Source organism: Streptomyces sp. UC4497 (assembly GCF_054871485.1).
In genome coordinates this window covers 1-20,853 of the sequence record NZ_JBTYHB010000061.1, presented here as the reverse complement: position 1 = coordinate 20,853, position 20,853 = coordinate 1, and the positions used below count along the sequence as shown (strand labels likewise).

The 20,853-nt window shown below is 70.3% G+C and carries 20 protein-coding genes and 1 pseudogene; 16 read left to right on the top strand and 5 right to left on the bottom strand.

Annotation, left to right across the window (positions count from 1 at the left end; translation table 11 throughout):
- The first annotated feature begins 122 nt into the window (after positions 1-122).
- From ACYSUO_RS41200 to ACYSUO_RS41185, 4 genes are all read left to right on the top strand, one after another.
- Entirely contained in the window at positions 123-1,127 is a 1,005-nt protein-coding gene (locus tag ACYSUO_RS41200) for a C-terminal binding protein (protein ID WP_461781334.1), read from the top strand.
- On the top strand, positions 1,124-2,122 hold the full coding sequence (locus ACYSUO_RS41195; protein WP_461781333.1) for a phosphotransferase family protein: 999 nt from the start codon (positions 1,124-1,126) through the stop codon (positions 2,120-2,122). Before ACYSUO_RS41200 ends, ACYSUO_RS41195 begins: the two co-directional genes overlap by 4 nt.
- Positions 2,119-3,414 carry a phosphopyruvate hydratase gene (eno, locus tag ACYSUO_RS41190; protein ID WP_461781332.1) on the top strand — a complete coding sequence of 432 codons (1,296 nt, stop codon included), beginning with the start codon at positions 2,119-2,121 and terminating at the stop codon, positions 3,412-3,414. Before ACYSUO_RS41195 ends, eno begins: the two co-directional genes overlap by 4 nt.
- 90 nt (positions 3,415-3,504) lie before the next feature.
- Positions 3,505-4,635 carry an FAD-dependent monooxygenase gene (locus ACYSUO_RS41185; protein WP_461781331.1) on the top strand — a complete coding sequence of 377 codons (1,131 nt, stop codon included), beginning with the start codon at positions 3,505-3,507 and terminating at the stop codon, positions 4,633-4,635.
- Between the two features lie 100 nt (positions 4,636-4,735).
- Here ACYSUO_RS41185 and ACYSUO_RS41180 read toward each other — a convergent pair whose 3' ends face one another.
- A complete protein-coding gene (locus tag ACYSUO_RS41180) occupies positions 4,736-5,293 on the bottom strand; it encodes a hypothetical protein (RefSeq protein WP_461781330.1) in 558 nt (185 codons plus the stop codon).
- A 229-nt stretch (positions 5,294-5,522) separates the two neighbouring features.
- On the opposite strand from ACYSUO_RS41180, the gene ACYSUO_RS41175 reads away from it, so the two are divergent.
- Positions 5,523-5,894: a VOC family protein gene (locus ACYSUO_RS41175; protein ID WP_461781329.1), complete on the top strand. Its 372-nt coding sequence runs from the start codon at positions 5,523-5,525 to the stop codon at positions 5,892-5,894.
- Positions 5,895-6,196: 302 nt separating this feature from the next.
- Here ACYSUO_RS41175 and ACYSUO_RS41170 read toward each other — a convergent pair whose 3' ends face one another.
- Entirely contained in the window at positions 6,197-6,955 is a 759-nt protein-coding gene (locus ACYSUO_RS41170; RefSeq protein WP_461781328.1) for an SDR family NAD(P)-dependent oxidoreductase, read from the bottom strand.
- Between the two features lie 149 nt (positions 6,956-7,104).
- On the opposite strand from ACYSUO_RS41170, the gene ACYSUO_RS41165 reads away from it, so the two are divergent.
- Entirely contained in the window at positions 7,105-7,758 is a 654-nt protein-coding gene (locus tag ACYSUO_RS41165) for a TetR/AcrR family transcriptional regulator (RefSeq protein ID WP_461781327.1), read from the top strand.
- A gap of 458 nt (positions 7,759-8,216) precedes the next feature.
- Here the strand turns inward: ACYSUO_RS41165 and ACYSUO_RS41160 are convergent, their stop codons facing one another.
- Positions 8,217-9,842 (bottom strand): penicillin-binding transpeptidase domain-containing protein, encoded by a 1,626-nt coding sequence (locus ACYSUO_RS41160; RefSeq protein ID WP_461781326.1) that lies wholly within the window; start codon positions 9,840-9,842, stop codon positions 8,217-8,219.
- Positions 9,843-9,927: 85 nt separating this feature from the next.
- Here ACYSUO_RS41160 and ACYSUO_RS41155 point away from each other — a divergent pair, with 85 nt between their 5' ends.
- Positions 9,928-10,887, top strand: coding sequence for a LysR family transcriptional regulator (locus tag ACYSUO_RS41155; RefSeq protein ID WP_461781325.1), 960 nt, complete (start codon positions 9,928-9,930; stop codon positions 10,885-10,887).
- Complete coding sequence (locus tag ACYSUO_RS41150; RefSeq protein WP_461781324.1) at positions 10,884-11,795, top strand: serine hydrolase; 912 nt, start codon at positions 10,884-10,886, stop codon at positions 11,793-11,795. Before ACYSUO_RS41155 ends, ACYSUO_RS41150 begins: the two co-directional genes overlap by 4 nt.
- 35 nt (positions 11,796-11,830) lie before the next feature.
- Here ACYSUO_RS41150 and ACYSUO_RS41145 read toward each other — a convergent pair whose 3' ends face one another.
- Entirely contained in the window at positions 11,831-12,424 is a 594-nt protein-coding gene (locus ACYSUO_RS41145; protein WP_461781323.1) for a TetR/AcrR family transcriptional regulator, read from the bottom strand.
- A gap of 111 nt (positions 12,425-12,535) precedes the next feature.
- Here ACYSUO_RS41145 and ACYSUO_RS41140 point away from each other — a divergent pair, with 111 nt between their 5' ends.
- The gene (locus ACYSUO_RS41140; RefSeq protein WP_461781322.1) at positions 12,536-13,546 is read left to right on the top strand and encodes an NADP-dependent oxidoreductase; all 1,011 of its coding nucleotides are present in this window, start codon (positions 12,536-12,538) and stop codon (positions 13,544-13,546) included.
- Between the two features lie 140 nt (positions 13,547-13,686).
- The gene (locus ACYSUO_RS41135; RefSeq protein ID WP_461781321.1) at positions 13,687-14,817 is read left to right on the top strand and encodes a 5-methyltetrahydropteroyltriglutamate--homocysteine S-methyltransferase; all 1,131 of its coding nucleotides are present in this window, start codon (positions 13,687-13,689) and stop codon (positions 14,815-14,817) included.
- A 39-nt stretch (positions 14,818-14,856) separates the two neighbouring features.
- Here the strand turns inward: ACYSUO_RS41135 and ACYSUO_RS41130 are convergent, their stop codons facing one another.
- Complete coding sequence (locus tag ACYSUO_RS41130; protein WP_461781320.1) at positions 14,857-15,786, bottom strand: LysR family transcriptional regulator; 930 nt, start codon at positions 15,784-15,786, stop codon at positions 14,857-14,859.
- Between the two features lie 137 nt (positions 15,787-15,923).
- On the opposite strand from ACYSUO_RS41130, the gene ACYSUO_RS41125 reads away from it, so the two are divergent.
- From ACYSUO_RS41125 to ACYSUO_RS41100, 6 genes and pseudogenes are all read left to right on the top strand, one after another.
- Positions 15,924-16,028, top strand: a complete 105-nt coding sequence (locus ACYSUO_RS41125; protein ID WP_461781319.1) for a putative leader peptide — start codon at positions 15,924-15,926, stop codon at positions 16,026-16,028.
- Between the two features lie 151 nt (positions 16,029-16,179).
- Positions 16,180-17,277, top strand: a complete 1,098-nt coding sequence (gene sfnG, locus ACYSUO_RS41120; RefSeq protein WP_461781318.1) for a dimethylsulfone monooxygenase SfnG — start codon at positions 16,180-16,182, stop codon at positions 17,275-17,277.
- A gap of 128 nt (positions 17,278-17,405) precedes the next feature.
- Positions 17,406-18,623, top strand: coding sequence for an acyl-CoA dehydrogenase family protein (locus ACYSUO_RS41115; RefSeq protein ID WP_461781317.1), 1,218 nt, complete (start codon positions 17,406-17,408; stop codon positions 18,621-18,623).
- 107 nt (positions 18,624-18,730) lie between these two features.
- Entirely contained in the window at positions 18,731-19,285 is a 555-nt protein-coding gene (gene ssuE / locus ACYSUO_RS41110) for an NADPH-dependent FMN reductase (protein ID WP_461781316.1), read from the top strand.
- A gap of 3 nt (positions 19,286-19,288) precedes the next feature.
- Positions 19,289-20,473: an SfnB family sulfur acquisition oxidoreductase gene (locus tag ACYSUO_RS41105; RefSeq protein ID WP_461781315.1), complete on the top strand. Its 1,185-nt coding sequence runs from the start codon at positions 19,289-19,291 to the stop codon at positions 20,471-20,473.
- A 16-nt stretch (positions 20,474-20,489) separates the two neighbouring features.
- A pseudogene (locus ACYSUO_RS41100) lies at positions 20,490-20,681 on the top strand (hypothetical protein); the annotation flags it as partial.
- Between the last annotated feature and the right edge of the window lie 172 nt (positions 20,682-20,853).

The following is a 20,853-nucleotide window of genomic DNA, read 5'->3' as shown; positions in this document are numbered from 1 at the left end:
CAATCACGCTGTGCATTTCCGCTGCTCTGCGGGCCTCTCTAGCATCGGCGCACAGATTCGCACAAGGAGCCGCGACGAGGCCGGCTCCGAGCTTCAGGAGGTCTGCCCGTGGGGGAAGTGTCGTGAACAGCACGTTCAAAGTCCTCGTCACCGACTTTGCCTGGCCCACCGTCGATGTCGAGACCGCCGTGCTCGCCGAGGCGGGCGCCGAACTGATCGTCGCCGAGAGCGGCGAGAGCGCGGAACTCGTCCGCCTGGCACCGGAGGCGGACGCCATCCTGACCTGCTTCGCCAAGGTGTCGAGGGAGGTGCTGGAGGCCGCCTCGCGTTGCCGTACGGTGGCCCGCTACGGAGTGGGCGTGGACAACATCGACGTCGATCACGCGACGCGGCTGGGCATCGTCGTCAGCAATGTCCCCGACTACTGCTCCGAGGAAGTCGCCGACCACACCCTGCTGTTGCTCCTGGCCCTGGCCCGGCGGCTCGTGCCGCTCACCCGGCAGCTCGCCGACGGAGGATGGGACGGAACGGCGGTACCGACGCCCCTACGGCTGCGCGGCAAGGTCCTCGGTCTGGTCGGCCTGGGCACGATAGGCCGCGCACTCGTCCCCCGCGCCCAGGCGCTCGGCATGGACGTGGTGGCCCTGCGCCAGGGGTCGGGCGGTCTTCCGGACGGTGTCCGGGCCGCCGCGTCACTGGAGGAACTGCTGCGCGTGGCGGACGTGTTGTCCCTGCACTGCCCCCTCACCGCGGACACCCGGGGTCTGATCGGCGCCGCCGAACTCGCCGCGATGAAGCCGACCGCGCTGCTGCTGAACACCGCGCGGGGCCCGCTGGTGGACACCGAGGCCCTGGTCGACGCCCTCGACCGCGGGGAGATCGCCGGCGCCGGGCTCGACGTCACCGACCCGGAACCCCTGCCCGTCCCCCACGCCCTGCGCGGACGGGCGGACGTGGTGCTGACCCCGCACGTCGCGTTCTCCTCCGACGGCTCCCTGGCGGAGCTGGCCCGTAAAGCCGCCACCAACGCGGCCGACGTGCTGCGCGACCGGGTCCCCGCGACCGTGGTCAACCCCCAGGTCCTGGACAGCGCCGCACTGCGCACCGCCCTGGAGGCCCGCTCATGAACCGGCCGACCACCGACACCGAGCACCCGGTGGCGCTCGCCGACCACCTGGTCCGCCGGGGGCTGGCCGCCCCGGACGCCGGGCTGCGGATCCGGCCGATGACCGGAGGCGTCTCGAACGACGTCTTCGAAGTCACCGGCCTCGGCGTCGACATCGTCGTCAAGCGGGCCCTCACCCAGCTTCGCGTGGCCCGGACCTGGACGGCCGACACCGGCCGCCTGGACACCGAGGGCCGCGCACTGCGGCTGGCCGGGCGCCTCACCCCGGACGCCGTACCGAAGGTGCACGACCTCAGCGACGGCTATCTGACGATCGAGCGGGCCCCCCGCACGTGGCACACCTGGCGGGACGACCTGATGGCCGGCGACGTGAACCCGGCGATCGCCGAACGGCTCGGCCGGATCCTGGGCACCTGGCAGCGCACGACCGCTCAAGACCCCGGCCTCGTCACCGAGTTCACCGACCGGACCGTCTTCGCCCAACTGCGCGTCGACCCCTTCCACCACACCATCCGGGACCACCACCCCGACCTCGTCGGCCCCATCGACGAGACCCTCACCGTCATGGCACGGACGAGCACATGTCTGGTGCACGGCGACTACACACCCAAGAACATCCTCGCCGACCCCGCCGGACCCGGACTGTGGGTGATCGACTGGGAGGTCGCCCATGTCGGGGACCCGACGTTCGACCCCGCCTGGACCATCGGGCACCTGCTGCTCAAGACCCTCAACGAGCCCCGCCACGCCCCGTCGTACGCCGAGGCGGCCCGGACCTTCCTGAACGCACTCCTCGACGAGACACGTTCCACCGTCCCCCTCGATCCCGCCCAGCTCGTCCGCCAGACCGCCTGCCTCGTACTGGCCCGGGTCGACGGCAAGAGCCCCGCCGCCTATCTCGACGAGGAGAAGCGACGGCGCGCCCGCACGCTCGGCCGCGACCTTCTGCAACACCCGCCCGCACTGGCCACCGACGCCTGGGAGTACCTGAGTTGAGCGACACCGCCCTCACCCGACTGTTCGCCTGGGAAGCGCTGGACTCCCGGGGCAGACCCACCGTCGGCTGCGAGGTCGTCCTGTCCGGCGGCGGGCGCGGCACGGCCACCGTCCCCTCCGGCGCCTCCACGGGCCGTCACGAAGCCCGTGAACTGCGCGACGGCGAGGCCCGTTACGGCGGCAACGGCGTCCGCCGGGCCGTCGCCCATGTCACCGGCGAGATCGCCGAGGCCGTACGTGGCCTCGACGCCACCGACCAGCGGCAGCTCGACACCACGCTGCGCGCCCTGGACGGCACCGCCGACCTCGGCCGGCTGGGCGCCAACGCGGTGCTGGCCGTGTCCGTCGCCACGGCACGCGCCGCCGCCGACGCCCGCCGCCTGCCGCTGTACGAAGCCGTCGCCGAGCCCGGCGCCACTCCCCTGCTCCCGCTGCCCATGGTCAACATCATCTCGGGCGGCGCGCACGCCGGACGCTCCCTCGACGTACAGGACTTCCTGGCCGTGCCGTTGGGCGCGACGACGTTCGCCGAGGCCATCGAATGGGCCTCCCGGGTCCGCGCCGGCACCGCCGACGTCCTCGCCGACCGCGGTCTGCCGGTGGCCCTGGTCGCCGACGAAGGCGGACTGGGCCCCGTCCTGCCCAGCAACCGCACGGCACTTGAGGTGCTGGTGCAGGGCGTCGAACGGGCCGGGCTGCGGCCGGGCGACGACATCGGCATCGCCATCGACATCGCCGCCACCCAGTTCCAGCAGGCCGACGGCGGCTACCGGCTCGCCGCCGAGGACCGGGAGCTGACCTCGGCCGCGCTGGTCGAGGAACTGGCCGACTGGTGTGCCTGCTACCCCATCGTCTCCCTGGAGGACGCCCTGGCCGAGGACGACTGGGACGGGTGGGCCGTGGCGACGAAGCGGCTCGCCGGCCGGCAGCTGCTCGGCGACGACCTCTTCGTCACCAATGTGGACCGGCTCGGCCGCGGGATCGCCCAGGGCGTCGCCAACGCCGTGCTGGTCAAGCCCAACCAGACCGGCACCCTCGACTCCGCCCGCACCGTCGTCCACCACGCCCACACCTCCGGGTACGGCACCGTCCTGTCCGCCCGTTCCGGCGAGACCGAGGACGACTGGCTGGCGGACCTGGCCGTCGGCTGGCGCACCGGCCAGATCAAGGTCGGCTCGACCACCCGCTCGGAGCGCACCGCCAAGTGGAACCGCCTCCTGCGTATCGGGGCCGAACTGGGCTCCCGGGCCCAGTACGCCGGAGCCGAGGCGCTCGCGTTCGCCACGCCGTGAGCGGCAACCCGAATACGCGAGCAGCAGACCCCACCCGAGCGAAGAAGCACCATGCCCCCCTCTCCCCAACGAACCGGAGCACAGCCCACGATGAACGACATCGAACGCATACTGATCATCGGCGGGGGCATCGGCGGCCTGTCGACGGCCATCGCGCTGGGACGTCTCGGCCTCGACGTCGACCTCATCGAGAAGAACGCGCAGTGGGACGTCTATGGGGTGGGAATCATCCAGCCCGGCAACGCACTGCGCGCGCTGGACGCACTCGGCGTGGCCGAGGAGTGCGTGGCGCAGGGCCACCCCGTCCTGGGCATGCGCAGTTGGCGTGCCGACGGCACGACCCTCCTGACCGACCAGCCCTTCCCTCCGATCCTGCCCGGCCTGCCGCCCAACAACGGCATCACCCGCCGCCGGCTCCACGACACCTTGCTGTCGGCCGCGCAGAACGCCGGCGTGGACATCCGCACCGGCGTCACCGCGTCCCGCCTGGAGCAGACGACCGAAGGTGTCGACGTGTCGTTCACCGACGGGCGGGAGCGCGGCTACGACCTCGTCGTCGCCGCGGACGGCCTCTACTCGCAGACCCGAGCGGCCGTGTTCGGCGAGGAGTACCGGGCCAAGTTCACCGGCCAGGTGTGCTGGCGCTACAACATGCCCCGCATTCCCGAACTGGACCGCCTGTGGACCTACCGGGGCTCTCGCGGTACGGCCGGATTCTGCCCGCTCGGGCCGGACCTGATGTACCTGCTCGCCATCGAGAAGGTGCCCGAGGGGCAGCCCGTGCGCCTGCCGCGCGAGGGACTGGCGGCGGTGTTCCGGGAACGGCTCGCCGAGTACGGCGGCGCGGTCGCCGAGCACCGCGAGCTGATCGTCGACGACGACGCCGTGGTGTACCGACCGGTGGAGAACGTGCTGCTGCCACCGCCCTGGCACCGCGGCCGGGTTCTGCTCATCGGGGACGCCGCGCACGGTACTTCCCCGCACTGCGGGCAGGGCGGTGCTCAGGCCATCGAGGACGGTGTCGTGCTCGCCGAGGAGATCGCCAAGGGAGCCTCCGTCCCTGACGTCCTCACCGGTTTCATGCGGCGCCGCTACGACCGCTGCCGCACGATCGTCGAGGGCTCGGAGTCCATCGGCCGCTGGGAGCAGGACCATACGCTGGACATCGACCCCGACGCGGTCGCGTTCCAGGTCACGATGGCCGCGATGGCCCCCTTGTAGGCCGGCCTGCTCCACGTGCTCGACGTGGCGGGCGCCAGCGGCACCTCGGCCTCGCACAAGCTGCGCCCAGGCATCAGGACAACGGTCTACAGCTGGAGTATCAGCAGGCGTCGTCCACATGCTTCTGGACCTCGGCGCGGCTCATCGCCTTGTCATCGGCCCACCACTGTCCAGGACCCAGTCCCTCGATGTCCGCGGCCGCGAAACGGTTGACGCCGCGGTACTCCACCAAGGTGGCACGCTCTTTCGGCGACCACCTTCCGACCACGAACTCCACGGCGTAGAACCCGTTTGCGGACAGCTTCCTGGCCGGACGTACCTTGCCGTGCCAGCCTTCCGGCGGGTGGTAGACGTTGATTTCCTGTTCTCCTGTGACCGCCCGGGGCGGCCGGGCCGACCAGCCGTCCAGGACTTCGGCATCCACACGATCAGTGTCATCGTCGATGTGCCGGACGCTGACCTCTTCCATGTGCGTGCCGTGTGAGCAGGGCATCAGCAGCGCCCGCACGTCCCCGTCAGGGCCCCTGCCAATGGCCACCAGCGGAAGTTCCGGCGGACTGCAGCCTGCGGTCAGCGACGCCAGGACCACAACCGCGCCGACACCCCACAGCATGCGCACCGTTCCGGCCCGACGGCCTCTCACGTGGCTCTCCCCCATGTTGCCTCCCCCGCCCATCCCCCTGCAGGCCCCCTTCCGGCCTTCGACCAGATCCGCTCCCGCCGGCACGACAGACCTGTGTCAGCCGGAAGCCTCATAGACCGCCGGCCTCCTGTCCATACCTGCGTACTCGCTCGGAAGCGGTCTCCGGCGGGGCGGCTTGTTGCCGATGAGTTCACCGGCCTCGAACGGTCTGTCCAGCGACACGACCGTTCGCGACAGGAGTGCCATGTCCACCATTCAGCCCGTGATCCTGACAGCCGACCAGGACGCTCTGGTCAGCTTCTATACGAAATTGTTCGGTGCCAAGGAGATCTTCCGGGTACCGGAGGAAGGCCCGGCCTTCTACGTCGGCTTGCGCATCGGCGACACCGAACTCGGCCTGGTGGCCAAAGCGGACCCGGGGACCAAGGCGACGCCGCGGATCCTGCTGAGCATCGGGGTCGACGACGTGGCTGAGACACTCGGCCGAGTGGAGGCGCTGGGCGGTTCGGTCCGCAGCACCCCCAACGACATGCCGTGGGGACAGCGCGTCGCCCACATCAGTGACCCGGACGGCAACCCGGTGAACCTCACTCAGCCGACCCCGGTCCCCTCGTAGATCCTGCGCAGCTGTGAGAGACACGGCCGGGCAGCCCCTCGTTCCCGCGGCCAGCCGCGATCGACGAGTCCGACCGGTCTCACACGCAACGGTTCCAGCTTGGCCCGCACGCTGACGTCGATTCCCAGCGCGTCACCGACCTGCCGGGCCATGACCGGTCCGGCGGAATGCGCTGGCAGTCCGGCGGGAGTGTGCTGTCCTCGAGCGGAGGTCGGTCGGTGGCCAGTTGAGAGGCGAGCGCGAGGCCGGCGAGCGAAGCGGTAGCGGTGAGTTTTCGAACGGCACACCAGTCGACCGGTCGCTCAGAGGAGGGCGCCGCCGGAGACCTCGATCCGCTGGGCGGTGACCCAGCGCAGGCCCTCGGAGGCCAGCGTGGCGATGGCGTCGCCGATCTCCTCGGGTTCGCCGACACGACCGAGCGCGGTCTGTCCGGCCAGGACCTGGCGCATTCCTGCGTCGTCCCGCATCGCTCCACCGTTGAAATCGGTGGCGGTCGGTCCGGGGGCGATGGAGTTGACCAGGATGCCGCGCGGGCCGAGTTCCGCGGCGAGGGTGCGGCTCAGGGCTTCGACGGCGGCCTTCGAGGCGGAGTAGACCGAGGTGGCGGGGCTGGTGTGGCGGGTCAGTGACGTCGAAACGTTGATGACACGGCCGCCCTGGGCCAGCAGCGGCACAAGTGCCTTGATGAGGAAGAACGTGCCCCGGACGTTGGTGCCCATCACCGTGTCGAAGTCGTCGACGGTGACGTCCTCCAGGGGACCGAAGATCCCCACTCCCGCGTTGTTGACCAAGATGTCGAGCCGCGAAGCACCCCAGCGCTCCAACTGCGCACTCAGTTCGGAGGTGAAGGAAGCGAAGGAGGAGACGTCGCTGATGTCGAGCCGGAGAACAGCGGCAGTCCCACCCACCGCCTGCACCTGTTCCACCGTCTCCTCGGCCCCGGCCGCATCACCGCGGTGGGTGACCACGACCCGCACCCCGCGTGTGGCCAGAGCGACGGCCGCGGCGCGTCCGAGGCCGCGATTCGCGCCGGTCACCAAAGCGATCTTGTCGTTCGTCATGAACTGTTCCTCCACGGCGCGGCTACCGGGATTCGCCCGGGCGCCACAGATAGGAGGCGAGTCACCCGACTCGCCTTTCCCTCGCACCGTAAGCAAGAGCCCCGAGGCGAGTCAAGTGACTCGCCTCGGGGCTGCGGCATACTGTCCGCATGGCAGCAGAGCTCTCCGCACACCACCGCAGGCTCGCTCAGCAGAAACGCGAGGCGATCACCACCGCAGCCACAGAATTGTTCCTGGAGCGTGGCTACGACGGCACCTCACTGGCCCGGATCGCCGAAGCGGCCGGGGTCTCGAAGTCCACCCTGTTCAAGCAGTTCCCCACCAAGGCGGCCCTCTTCGAGGCCATCGTCACCGAGTCCTGGCAGCGTGACGCCGGCGACGCTGCCGCGCGGCCGCGGACCGGAGATCTGCGCTCCGGACTGACGACCATCGGCCACCGCTATGCCGACCTGATCGGCCGGCCCGGCATGGCGGCCCTGTTCCGAATCGTCATCGCCGAACTGCCTCGTTTCCCCGAACTGGGACGGATGCAGTTCGAGCTCGGCAAACTGCCCTACTTCACCTCCGTTCAGGACTACTTGGAATCCGAGCACGAGGCGGGCAACGCCGATGTCCCGGACGCCACGGGCGCCGCGAACCAGTTCCTCGGCATGATCGCCAACTACGTCCTGTGGCCCCGCATGCTGCTGACCGACTGGGACCCCACAGCCTCCGACGTCCACGACGCCGTCGAACAGGCCGTCCAGACGATGCTCGCCAGATACGCCCCGAGCCGCCGGCCCGCCCCGGAGCCGGAACGTTGACGCTGGCGCCGGCGTTGGCGCGTCGTCACGGGCGGCCCTGAGCGCGGAGAGATACCCAACTCCTCTGCTGCGGCCCGGAGTTCTCGCGTCGCTTCCTCGTACGCAGCCGCAGCCTCCTGCAGAGCGGACAGGTCCGCATCGTCGTCGACGTCACCGCGGGCGGAGCTCACGGAAGAACGCGGTGATGTCGTCGGCGAGCAGGGCGAGTTCCTCGTGTGCGGCGAAGTGTCCGCAACGGGGCAGGCGCGTGTAGCGGGTGAGGTGATAGGTGCGCTCGGCCCAGCTCCGTGGCGGTTGTGACAGGTCCGCGGGGAACAGGACGGGGCGGTGGGGACGCCCACCCGCTGCACCCGCCGGGTCAGGTGGTGCGCGTACTCGTGGTACGGGCGGAACGACGTGGAGATCGTGCCGGTGAACCAGCAGAGGGACGCCTGGGTGGAACGCGACCGGGCGCCGCGTCAGGACGGGTCGTCGGGGACGGCGGAGAGCAGGCTGTGCAGAATCGGGCCGGCCGAGCCGCCGCCCGTGACGCCCTGCTCGACCACACAGGCCACGGCGACGTTGCCGCGACGGGCCACGAGCCAGCCGTTGTTCGGCTCGCCCTCTGCGACCTCCGCGGTGCCGGTCTTCGCGCCGATCTCGCCGGGCAGATCGGACAGGACGTGCGCCGTTCCTTCGGTCACGGTGGCCCGCATCATCGTGCGCAGCTGCGTGACCACGGACTTCGGGAGCGGGGTGGTGGAGGTGCGGTCCTCGGTGCCGGGCACGACGGTGGGCTGATGGAAGCGACCGGACGCCGCGGTGGCGGTGACCGAAGCCATGATCAGCGGATTGGCCTGGACGCGGCCCTGCCCGATCATCGCCGCCGCCTTCTCCGTCTCGTCCCCGGGCACCGGCACCGACCCGTCGTACGAGGGGATTCCCACGTGCCATTCCTGGCCGACGCCGAAGTACTTGCGTGCCACATCGCCCGTCTCGGCGTCGCCGAGTTTGCCGCGCAGGCTGATGAACGCGGTGTTGCAGGACTCGGTGAAGTCCTTCTGGAACGTGGCGCCGCGGAACTCGGACGTCTCCACGTTGTGGAACTCCTTGCCCACGGTGAGGTACTTGGGGCAGTCCACGACGGTGTCCGGCGAGACGGCGTTCTTCAGCAGCAGCGCGCTGCTGGTCACGAGTTTCCAGGTGGAGCCCGGCGCGTACGTCCCCGACACGGCCCGGTTGAACCCGGTGGCGGGAGAGTTCGACATGGCGAGGACCTCGCCGTTGTCGACCCGCAGCGCGACGAGCGAGGCGTTCTTCCCGTCGGACTCGGCGTCGAGAGCCCGGTCGGCGGCGGACTGCCAGGCAGCGTCCAGCGTCGTCTTCACCGGCGCATCGCCCGCCTTCCCGTTCTTCTCGGCCCGCTGCCCGAACGTGGTCTCCGTGCCCTCGCGCTTCCCGGTGACCCGGTCGACGAGCCGGATCGCACCGCGCGGCTTGCCGCTCTCACCCGCGAATTGGCCGAGCAGCGGCTGCAGCGACGGATACACGTCGCCGGTGAGTGACTTCCCGTTCCGGTCGGTGACCTTCGGCGGGCTGGTGTCCTCGCGCTCCAGGCGGAACTTGGCCTTGTCGCTCAGGTGCGGATGGACGAGCTCCAGGGCCCAGTCCACCGTCCAGTCCCCGTTCTCCAGTTCCCGCAGGGGGAGCTCCGACGTGTACGTCCAGGTACCGAGCCCCGTCACGGGCATCTTCGCGGTGAACGGGACACGCACCGTGCCGTCGTCCGTGTGCGCGTCGGCGGACGCGGTCAGGCGCGGCTTGTCGATGTCCAGGCCCGCGGTGAAGCTGCGCAGCACCTCCTGCGCCCGTCGGGGGCTGTTCGTGCGGGCGGCCGCCTTGTCGTAGTGGCCGCCCGACCAGTCGGCGAGGAAGGCCCGTGCCTGCGAGGTGGCGGCCGGGTCGGGGGCGTCGGAACCGCGGTCGAAGGGGCCGAGCCCCGCCGCGTACGTGCCGATCGCGGCGACGGCGAGTACCGCGGTCGCGGCGGTGACGGCCTTGAGCGGGGAGCGTGCGGCTCTCCCCCTGGTGGAAGGGTGTGTCATGCCGGAAGCAGAGCAAGCCCGGTCTCCTCATGTCCAAGTCCGATATGGATTGCCCATTCATCAAAAATGGATATGGTTGCTGCTCGTGGACCTGATCCGGCACCTGGAATGCTTTGTGGCTGTTGCAGAAGAGTCACACTTCGGCCGTGCCGCCCATCGCCTTGGCATGGCCCAGCCGCCTCTGTCGCAGCGGATCCAGCGCCTCGAGCGGGAGCTGGAGGTGCGGCTCTTCGACCGGACCAGCCGCCAGGTCGCCCTCACCAAGGCCGGGACACTGCTGCTGCCCGAGGCACGCGAGCTGCTCACCCGCGCCGGGACACTGCGCGCCGCCGCCCGCAGGATCCGGGACGGGGAGAGCGGGCTGCTGCGCGCGGCGGTGCCGCCCGACATCGCCGGCAGCACCGTCGCCGCCCTGTTGACGGAGTTCCAGGCGCGATGCACGACGGCGCAGCTGGAGCTCCACGAGCTGTCGACGGCCGAGCAGCTCGACCGGTTCGCCGCGCATGAGCTCGACGTGGGCCTTGTGCACCACCCCTGCGATGTGTCCGGCCTCGAGATCGGCCCGGTGCTCCGCCGCGACCTCGGTGTCCTCCTACCGCGCGGCGCGCCCGCCGCCCAGCACACCGAAGTGCCCCTCGCCGCACTCACCGGCCACGACCTGGTGCTCTTCCCGCGCGCCGGTTCCCCCGCGCTCTACGACGATCTGCTGACCGTCTGCGCACGCGGCGGCTACACGCCGCCCGCGGTCCGGCACGGCCGGGGCGCCAGCTTCGTCCGGGGTCTCGTCCAGTCCGCCGCGGCCGTCGCGTTCACCCCGCGCGACACCCGGGGCGACGGCGCGGACCCCGACCTCGTGTGGCGTCCGCTCGCCGGAGCGCCGATGGCCTGGCGGCACTCGGCCGCCTGGCCGCGCGGACACGGGGATGCCGCCGTACGCGCCTTCGCCGACGCCGCCGCGCACGCGCTGCGCACCACCGCCGACGCCCGCCCCGACACCCCCACACGCCCGATGCATCTGCGTCCCGCAGCGGAGTACTGGCTATGACCGACACCCTCACCGCCATCCGGGCGGCCTTCACCGACGCCGGGGTCACCGGGTGGCTGCACGCCCGCGACATCGACTCCGGCGCCGAACTCGACTGGCACGCCGACCAGTTGGTGTGCACCGCGAGCGTCCACAAGCTGCCGCTGCTGGTCGCGCTGCACGAACGGGCGGCGGCCGGCGACCTGAACCTCACCGAGCAGGTCGACTGCCCGCCCGCCGGGCGCTCCGCGGGGCCGACCGGGCTCGCGGCCATGCTGGACGCGGCCCGGCTCTCGCTGCGCGACCTCGCCTACCTGATGATGTCCGTCAGCGACAACGCCGCCGCCGACCTGCTGCTCGGCCGTGTGGGCCTGGACGCCGTGAACCGCACGACGGCCCGCCTCGGCCTCACCCGCACCCTGGCCGTGCACACCTTCGGCGCGGCGATGACCATGGTCAAGGAGGACGCGGGACCGGCAGGCGCACAGGCCCTCGCCGACCCGCACGTCATCGCGGGCCTGCGCGCGCTCGACCCCGCACGCGCCAACCGCAGCACCCCGCGCGAACTGACCCGGCTGCTCGCCGCCATCTGGCGCGACACCGCCACCACGCCCGAACACGACGCGGCCATAAGGCGTCTGATGAGCCTTCAGGTGTGGCCGCACCGGCTCGCGTCCGGCTTCCCCTTCGACGACGTGCACGTCGCCGGCAAGACCGGGTCACTGCCGACGCTGCGCGGCGAGGTCGGCGTCGTCGAGTACCCCGACGGCGGCCGCTACGCGGTCGCCGTGTTCACCCGCACCGTACGCACCTCCGCGATCCTGCCCGCCGCCGACGCGGTGATCGGCACGGCCGCGCGCATCGCCGTCGACGCACTCCGCGACAACGGGAGCCACGTGCGCGACATGGCGCCGGGCAGGAATCACTGAGCAGGTCGAGGGCAGCCGCACCCGGAAATGACGTCTTACCCATGAGCCTCGGGGCGGCATCCCGCCTCGGTACCGCCGCCCTCCGCATCGGTCAGGATCGCACTCGCCACCACGTCGAAGAGGCGATCGGCGCGGGGCGCGAGCGCGGGTTGGTCGCCGAGCCAGGCGAGCGCCGCCACCAGCGCGAACAGATCGGTGCCGTCGATGTCGGTGCGGGCCGCACCCACGGCCTGGGCGCGCGTGAGGAGCCGCGCGCCCGCTGCACGCAAGGTCACGCACGAGGCATGAAGTGCGGATTCGCTGTCCTCGATGGCGGCTGCCATCAGCACGGTCACGCCCCGGTACTCGGTCGTCCACGCGACACAGTCGCGCAGCCACGAGACGAGAGCGTCCTGGGGTTCGCTCATCCCCTCGAGTTCGTCCGCCTTCGCCGTCAGCTCGTCGAAGCTGGTGCGCAGCAGGGCGTCGAGCAGCGCCTCGCGGGTCGGGAAGTGCCGCAGCAGCGTCGCGAGCCCGACGTCGGCCCTGCGTGCGATGTCGCGCAGTGACACGTCGACACCTTGCTCGGTGATGGCGGTGCCCGCTACTGCGAGCAGCTGGTCGCGGTTCTTCCTGGCGTCGGCCCGCATCTGTCCCTCTTGACTATCCGGATCAGTGGTCCATATATTCGAACCAGTGCTCCACTTATGTGGTTCACTGATCCGAATAAGCCTATCCCGTGGTCCGATCAGGAGAAAACGATGCCGACACACACGATGCGGGCGGTCCGGCTCCACGAGCACGGCGGCCCCGAAGTTCTGCGTTACGACGAGGTGCCGATCCCCGAGCCGGGGCCGGGCGAGGTGCTCGTCCGCGTGCACGCCATCGGCATCAACCCTCCGGACTGGTACCTGCGCGGCGGACTGACCACGATGCCCGGAGAGCCGGATTCGACGGTCAGCCTGCCGGTGATCCCGGGGACGGATGTGTCGGGCGTTGTCGAGGCCGTCGCCCCGGACGTGCACGGCCTCGCCGTGGGCGACGAAGTCTTCGGCCTCCTGCGCTTTCCCAGCTTCAAGGGCAGCGCATACGCCGAGTACGTCGCCGCCCCCGCCTCGGACCTCGCCCGCAAACCGGCTGGCATCGACCACGTGCACGCCGCGGGGGCACCCATGGCCGGCCTCACCGCGTGGCAGTTCCTGATCGAAGTCGGCCACGATCACCCGTCGCCCTTCCAGGAGGAACCGCATCGCCCGAGGGCACTCGACGCCGACACGACGGTGCTCGTCAACGGCGCCGCGGGCGGCGTGGGGCACTTCGCGGTGCAGCTCGCGAAGTGGAAGGGCGCGCGAGTCATCGCGGTGGCATCCGGCGCGCACGAATCGTTCCTGAGGGATCTCGGCGCCGACCGGTTCATCGACTACACCACGAGCCGCCCCGAGGAGCTCGCACACGACCTCGACCTCGTTCTGGACACCGTCGGCGGCCCCCACAGCAGCCGCTTCCTGCGCACACTCAAGCGCGGCGGCGCCCAATTCCCCGTATTTCCCGGGGACTTCGACGCAGAAGAAACCGCGAAGCTGGACGTCACGGTCTCCGTTGCCCAGGTCCGCTCGAACGGCGCGCAACTCGCCCAGCTGGGACGCCTGCTCGACACGGGCACGGTCCGCGTCGCGATCGACAGCACGTTCACGCTCGCGGACGCACGAGCCGCGCACGAACGCGCCGCCCAGGGGCACATCCGCGGCAAGATCGTGCTCACGGTCGCCTAGGACGTGGAGCGCGGTCGGCCCGGAGCCCGTCGTCGTACGCCCGGCACCGCGGGAATTCCCACGGACTCTGGTCAGATGGTTGAGGGGCGGATCATTCCGGGTGAGGCTGTGGGGTGTAGTCGATGAAGGGATGACCCGCCATGGCCGCCACCGCCAAGCCCCCGTTCCGCGCCGACCACGTCGGCAGCCTGCTGCGCCCGCCCGCGCTCCTGCGGGCGCGCGCGGAACACGCCGCAGGGAAGATCGACGACGACGCGCTCGCCGCCGCCGAGGACACGGCGGTCCGTGAGGTCGTCGCGCTGCAGAAGGAGGCCGGACTGCGCAGCGCGACCGACGGCGAGTTCCGCCGCGCCTCCTGGCACATGGACTTCATCTACTCCCTCGGCGGCATCAGCCGCGTGGAGGACGAGTCGCTGCATGTCCGCTTCCACAACGAGGACGGCGACATCGAGTTCGCGCCGCCCTCCACGCGCATCGACGGCAAGGTGCGTCTCGAGCGCACGATCTTCGCCGACGCCTTCGCCTTCCTCCGTGACACCGTCACCGACGGCGTCACCCCGAAGCTGACCATCCCCTCGCCGAGCATGGTCCACTACCGCGGCGGCCGCGCCGCGATCGACGCGTCCGTCTACCCCGACCTCGACGCCTTCTGGTCCGACCTGACCGACGCGTACGCGGCCCAGATCCGCGGCGTGCACGAACTCGGCTGCCGTTACCTCCAGTTGGACGACACCTCGCTCGCCTATCTCAACGACCCCGAGCAGCGCTCGTACGTCTCCTCCATCGGCGGCGACGCCGAGCACCAGCACGAGACGTACATCGCCAACATCAACAAGGCCCTGGCCGGCCGCCCCGACGACCTGCGCGTCACCACCCACATGTGCCGCGGCAACTTCGCCTCCTCCTGGGCCGCTTCGGGCAGCTACGACTTCGTCGCCGAGGCGGTCTTCGGCGGGCTCGACGTCGACGGCTTCTTCCTGGAGTACGACGACGAGCGCTCGGGCGGGTTCGCCCCGCTGCGCTACGTCCCCAAGGACAAGCACGTCGTCCTCGGCCTCGTCACCACCAAGCGGCCTCAGCTGGAGGACAAGGACGCCCTCAAGCGGCGCATCGAGGAGGCCTCGCGCTACATCGACATCGACCAGCTGTGCCTGTCCCCGCAGTGCGGCTTCTCCTCCACCGTCGAGGGCAACAAGCTCACCATCGACGACCAGTTGGCCAAGCTCCGGCTCATCGTGGAGACCGCGGAGGAGGTGTGGGGCGGAGTGTGAACCGACCCGGGACGGGGCGTCCCCGCGTCCGCTCGCCCGTCATGCCATCGGGGACACGACGCCCGGGATCGCGTTCAGTTTCCTGGCCCTGCGCACGAACCCCTGATGCAGGTCGCGTGCCGCCTGCGGCACCGCGTCGCCCCTCCTGCGTTGCAGCATGAGGAGGACGCGCGTCGAGTCGTCCGCGATCGGCCGGTAGGTGATCCTGCCGAGGCGTTCCAGCGGATCGCCGATCACACTGAAGTCCGGGAGGACCGTCGCGCCGAGCCCCTCGGCCACCATCAGCTTGCCCATCTCGGCGCCGTCGGTGGAGTACGAGAACACCGGCTCCCGGCCCGCCAGGAGCCGGTGCACGAACCGGTGCATGACATAGCCGGAGCGCATCGCCACCAGAGGTTCACGGAGCAGCTCCTCCACCGTGACCGCGGGCCGGGCGGCGAGCGGGCTGTCGGGGTGCACGCACACCACCGGTCTGCCGCGCAGCAGCCGGGACGACTCCAGGCCCGCGGGCACGTCGTCGCCGGCCAGATGGTTGACGAGGCCCAGGTCGAACCCGCCCTCGGACAGGCCCCGTTGGATCTCCGTCTGCTGCGTCCCGACCACCTCGACCTGGGTGACCGGATGCGTCGCGCGGAACTCCCGCACCACCGGCACGAGAAGGGGAATCGTCGCCGCGTTCACCGTGCCGACCCGCACCATGCGGCTGATCCGGTGCTGCTCGCCGGCCGCGGCCCGGAGCCGGTCCAGCGCCTCCAGCACGCCCGCGATGTGCGGCAGCAGTTCCCGGCCCTGTGCGCTCATCGTCGACCCGGAACGCTTGCGCTCCAGGAGATCGACTCCCAGTTCCCGCTCCAGGTTCCTTACGGTCTCGCTCAACGCGGGCTGCGACACGCGCAGTTCCTCCGCCGCCCGGCGCAGAGAGCCGAGCCGGGTCACCGCGGCAATGTATTCCAGTTGTTCGGTCCGCATGCCAGCAGAATGCGGATGGCAATCCGGACGGTGCAAGGGTTCCCCTGTCACAGGCTCGTGAAATTCAATGGTCCACCATGCGAAACCGGTCTGGTTTCCCTTGACGCTTCTCAGGACGCCCTGCCAGCATCGAATCCATGAACAGGCAACTGGACCTCACGCGGCGACGCCATGTCGACCTCGCGCGCGTCTCCAGTGCTTCCTGTCGTGCGTGCGGACCGAACCGCCAACTCGCGGCCTGAATCGCTGATCCGCCGCTCTCCCCCAGCACCTGCACCCGTCATGCCGACCGGCGTGCCGTGCTGCCCTCGCACCGCCTGAATCCGGCTCACGCACAAGCCTGCCGAATTCGGCGTGCCCGAAATTCCCAGCATTCCGCGACAGGAGTTCTGCATGCCCGCGCCCCTACAATTCGCCTATTGGGTCCCCAATGTCAGCGGCGGCCTGGTCACCAGCAAAATCGAGCAGCGCACCGACTGGGGCTACGAATACAACCGGGAACTCGCCGTCCTCGCCGAGAACAACGGCTTCGACTACGCCCTCAGCCAGGTCCGCTACATGGCCAGCTACGGAGCCGAGTACCAGCACGAGTCCACCAGCTTCAGCCTCGCCCTGCTGCTGGCCACCGAGCGTTTGAAGGTCATCGCCGCGGTGCATCCCGGACTGTGGCATCCCGGCGTCCTCGCCAAGTTCGGTGCCACGGCGGACCACCTCTCCAATGGCCGGTTCGCGGTCAACGTCGTCAGCGGCTGGTTCAAGGGCGAGTTCACCGCCCTGGGCGAGCCCTGGCTCGAGCACGACGAGCGTTACCGCCGCACCGAGGAGTTCATCCGCGCGCTCCGCCAGATCTGGACCGAGGACCACACCGAACTCGCGGGCGACTTCTACCGGTTGCGCGACTTCTCGCTCAAGCCCAAGCCCCTGAACACTCCCGAGCGGCCTCATCCGGAGATCTTCCAGGGCGGCAACTCCACGGCCGCGCGCGCCATGGCAGGCCGCGTATCCGACTGGTACTTCTCCAACGGCAAGGACTTCGCCGGGGTCACCGAGCAGATCGACGACGTACGCAAGTCCGCCGCCGAAGCGGGCCGCAGCGCACCGAAGTTCGGCCTCAACGGCTTCCTCATCGCCCGTGACACGGAGGCCGAGGCACGCGAGACGCTGCGCGAGATCGTCGCCAAGGCCGACACCGAGGCCGTCGAGGGCTTCGGCGCCGCCGTCAAGCAGGCCGGCAAGTCCGCCGCCGACGGCAAGGGCATGTGGCAGGACTCCTCCTTCGAGGACCTGGTGCAGTACAACGACGGCTTCCGCACCGGGCTCATCGGCACGCCGGAGCAGATCGCCGAGCGGATCGTCGCCTACAAGAAGCTCGGCGTCGATCTGCTTCTGCTCGGCTTCCTGCACTACCACGAGGAGGTCGAGTACTTCGGTCGCCGGGTCCTGCCCCTCGTACGCGAGCTGGAGTCCCAACTCCCCTCATCCGAGGACTAGTTCGGGCACTGGGTTACTGCGCGATCAGCCGCGCACCTTCCGTACTACCCACCTTCCACACCGCGCCACACCACACACCACACTGCTCCCCACCGCACCGCACCGCTTCGCGAAAGAGGTCACGCACCATGAGCACCGTCACACCCGTCGACTGGCAGAGCCGCCCCACCCCGCAGTCGGCCGAGGACTGGATCACCCGCGCCGCCGAGGTCGCCACCGTCCTGGCCACCGACGCCGCCGCCCGCGACCACGCCGGCGCCACCCCGTACGCCGAGGTCCAACTCCTCAAGGACTCGGGCCTGGTCACCCTGCTCGGCCCCACCGAGCACGGCGGCGCGGGCCAGGACTGGCCGACCGCCTACCGGGTGGTCCGCGAGGTGTCCAAGGCGGACGGTTCCATCGGCCAGCTCCTCGGCTACCACTACCTGTGGAACTGGGCCGCCCGCCTGGTGGGCACCCGCGAGCAGTGGGAGCACGTGGAGGCCGAGGCAGCCAGGAACCGCTGGTTCTTCGGCGGAGCCGTCAATCCGCGCGACGCGGACGTCGTCGTCACCGAAGACGGGGACGACCTGGTCTTCACCGGTCGGAAGACCTTCTCCACCGGCAGCAAGGTCTCGGACGTCACCGTCCTGGAGGGCGTCTTCGAAGGCACCGACCAGCACGTCTTCGCGATCGTCCCCTCCGACAGCGACGGCCTGACCTTCCACGACGACTGGGACAACATCGGCCAGCGACTCACCGAGAGCGGCGGCGTCACCCTCGACGGCGTCCGCACCCCGTGGGCCTCGGCGGCCGGATACGTCGACAAGAAATTCCAGCCTCGCATCTACAACACCCTCAACGTCCCCACCATTCAGCTGGTGTTCGTCAGCTTCTACCTCGGCATCGCGGCCGGTGCGCTGCAGACGGCCGCCACCTACACCCGCGAGAAGACCCGCCCCTGGCTGCACGGCGGCCACGAGCGCGCGATCGACGAGCCGTACGTCATCGACATCTACGGCGACCTCACCGCGAAGCTGTGGGCGGTCGAGGCCCTGGCCGACGCGGTCGCCGCCGAAGGGCAGCGACTGCACGAGGAGCCCGACGCGGTCACCGAGCAGTCCCGTGGCGAATTCGAGGTGCGGGTGGCCGCGGTCAAGGCACGCGCCACCGACGTCGCCCTGGAAGTGTCCAGCCGCATCTTCGAGGTCACCGGGGCCCGTTCCACCGCCAACTCCGAGGGACTCGACCGGTTCTGGCGCAACGTACGCACCCACACCCTGCACGACCCAGTCTCCTACAAGCGCCGCGAAGTCGGACGGTGGGTCCTGGGCGGTGAGCTGCCCGAGCCGACCTGGTACTCCTGACCGACTTGGTGCTCCTGACCGACCTGAACTCCTGACCGCTCCCCGGGGCGCCTCCCGCACCACGGGAGGCGCCCCGGGGAGGCGCCCCACCATCCGAAAGGGCACCCATGGCCACCGTCCTGTCCCTCTCCGGCAGCCCCTCCGCCTCCTCCCGCACCAGCAAACTGCTGCGCCACCTGGATACGCTCCTCGCCGCCCAGGGCCACGAGGTGATCCCCCTCGACGTACGCACCATCCCCGCCGAAGCGCTCCTGGGCGCCGACTTCCGCCACCCCGCGATCATCGAGGCCACCGAGCTGTTCGCCCGCGCCGACGGAATCGTCATCGGCACGCCCGTCTACAAGGCGGCCTACTCCGGCGCCCTCAAGGCCCTCCTCGACCTGCTCCCGCAGTACGCACTCGCCGGCAAGACCGTGCTCCCCCTGGCCACCGGCGGCACCACGGCCCACGTACTGGCCATCGACTACGCCCTGCGCCCGGTGCTCAGTTCCATGGGCGCCGGCCACATCGTCCAGGGCTGGTTCACCCTCGACAAGGACCTGACCGCCCACGAGGACGGCTCCCTGACCGTCGCGCCGCCCGCGCGCGAGGCCCTGACCCAGGTCCTCGACCAGTTCGCGTCGGCGCTCGGCCGTACGCCGCTGCTGGCCGCGGCGGGCTGAGCGATGGCTGCCCACATCATCGCCGACGACGCCGAGGCACTCGCCGTCGCCGCGTCCCTGGCCGAGGAGTTCCGTGCTGACGCCTCCGTACGGGACGTCGAACGCCGTCTGCCGCGCGCGGAGTTGGACCGGCTCTCCGCGTCCGGCCTGCTCGCCGTCACCGTCCCCGCCGAACACGGTGGGGCGGACGTCTCCGCCGAGACCCTCGCCGAGATCTTCCGACTGCTGGCCACCGCCGACGCGAGCCTCGCCCAGATCCCGCAGAGCCACTTCGCCTACGTCAATGTGATCTGCCGTCAAGGCACCGAGGTGCAGCGGAAGTTCTTCTTCGCCGAGCTGCTATCGGGGGCCCGTTTCGGCAACGCGCAGTCGGAGGCGGGGACCAAACACGTCCAGGACATCCGCACCCGTCTGCACCTGCGACCGGACGGCTCCTACGACCTGACCGGGGTCAAGCACTACTCCACCGGCGCGCTCTTCGCCCACTGGATCCCCGTGCTGGCCCGTACGGACGACGACGCCCTGCACGTGGCCTACGTGCCCCGTGACGCGCCGGGCCTCAGCGTCATCGACGACTGGGACGGCCTGGGCCAACGCACGACCGCCAGCGGCACCGTCCGCCTGGAGGCCGTACGGGTCCCGGCCGACCGCGTCCTGCCGCACCACCTCACCTTCCAAGGGCCTCAACTGCACGGCGCCGTAGCCCAGTTGCTGCACGCGGCGATCGACGCCGGCATCGCCTCGGGCGCCCTGGCGGAGGCGGCCGAGTTCGTACGAACCAAGAGCCGCCCCTGGTTCGAGAGCGGCGTCGAGACGGCCGCCGAGGACCCGCTGCTGATCCAGCGCTTCGGTGAACTCGCCATACGGGTAAGGGCGGCAGAGGCGCTACTGGGGAATGCCGGGCGAGCCGTGGACGCCGCGGCCGCCGACCTCACCGACGAATCGGCGGCCGAGGCATCCATCGCGGTGGCCGCCGCCAAGGTACTGGCCGCGCAGACCGCCGTAGAGGTGGCCGACGCCCTCTTCGAGGTGTCCGGCACCCGCTCGGCCCTCAACTCCCTCAACCTGCACCGCTACTGGCGCGACGCACGCACCCATACGCTCCACGACCCGGTCCGCTGGAAGATCCAGCACATCGGCAGGTACACACTCAACAACACCCGCCCACCCCGCCACGGCCTGCTCTGACGGACCGCCCCGAGACCTGCCAGTCACCAGATCCAGATCCCCCTCACTCCGTACTCCTGAACGGAGACACCACGTAGCCCTCACCTTCCACTGGTTCTTGTCCACCAACGGCGACAGTCGCCATGTCGTGGGCGGCGGCCACGGCACGCCCACCACCGCCAGCGGACGGTATCGGCCACCGACAGTGGCCTACCTGCGCCAGATCGCCGGACCTGGATCGCGTCACCTATTTCGCCGGCCCAAATGACCAACGGAGCGGGGCAGTCGCCAGTGAGCGACCTCACGGCCATGGGGAAGACATCGTGGGCGAAGATTGTGGCCGGAACCAGGGGGCTGCTTTGCGCGTCCCGGAGCCTGACCTGAACAGCTTTTGGCGCAAG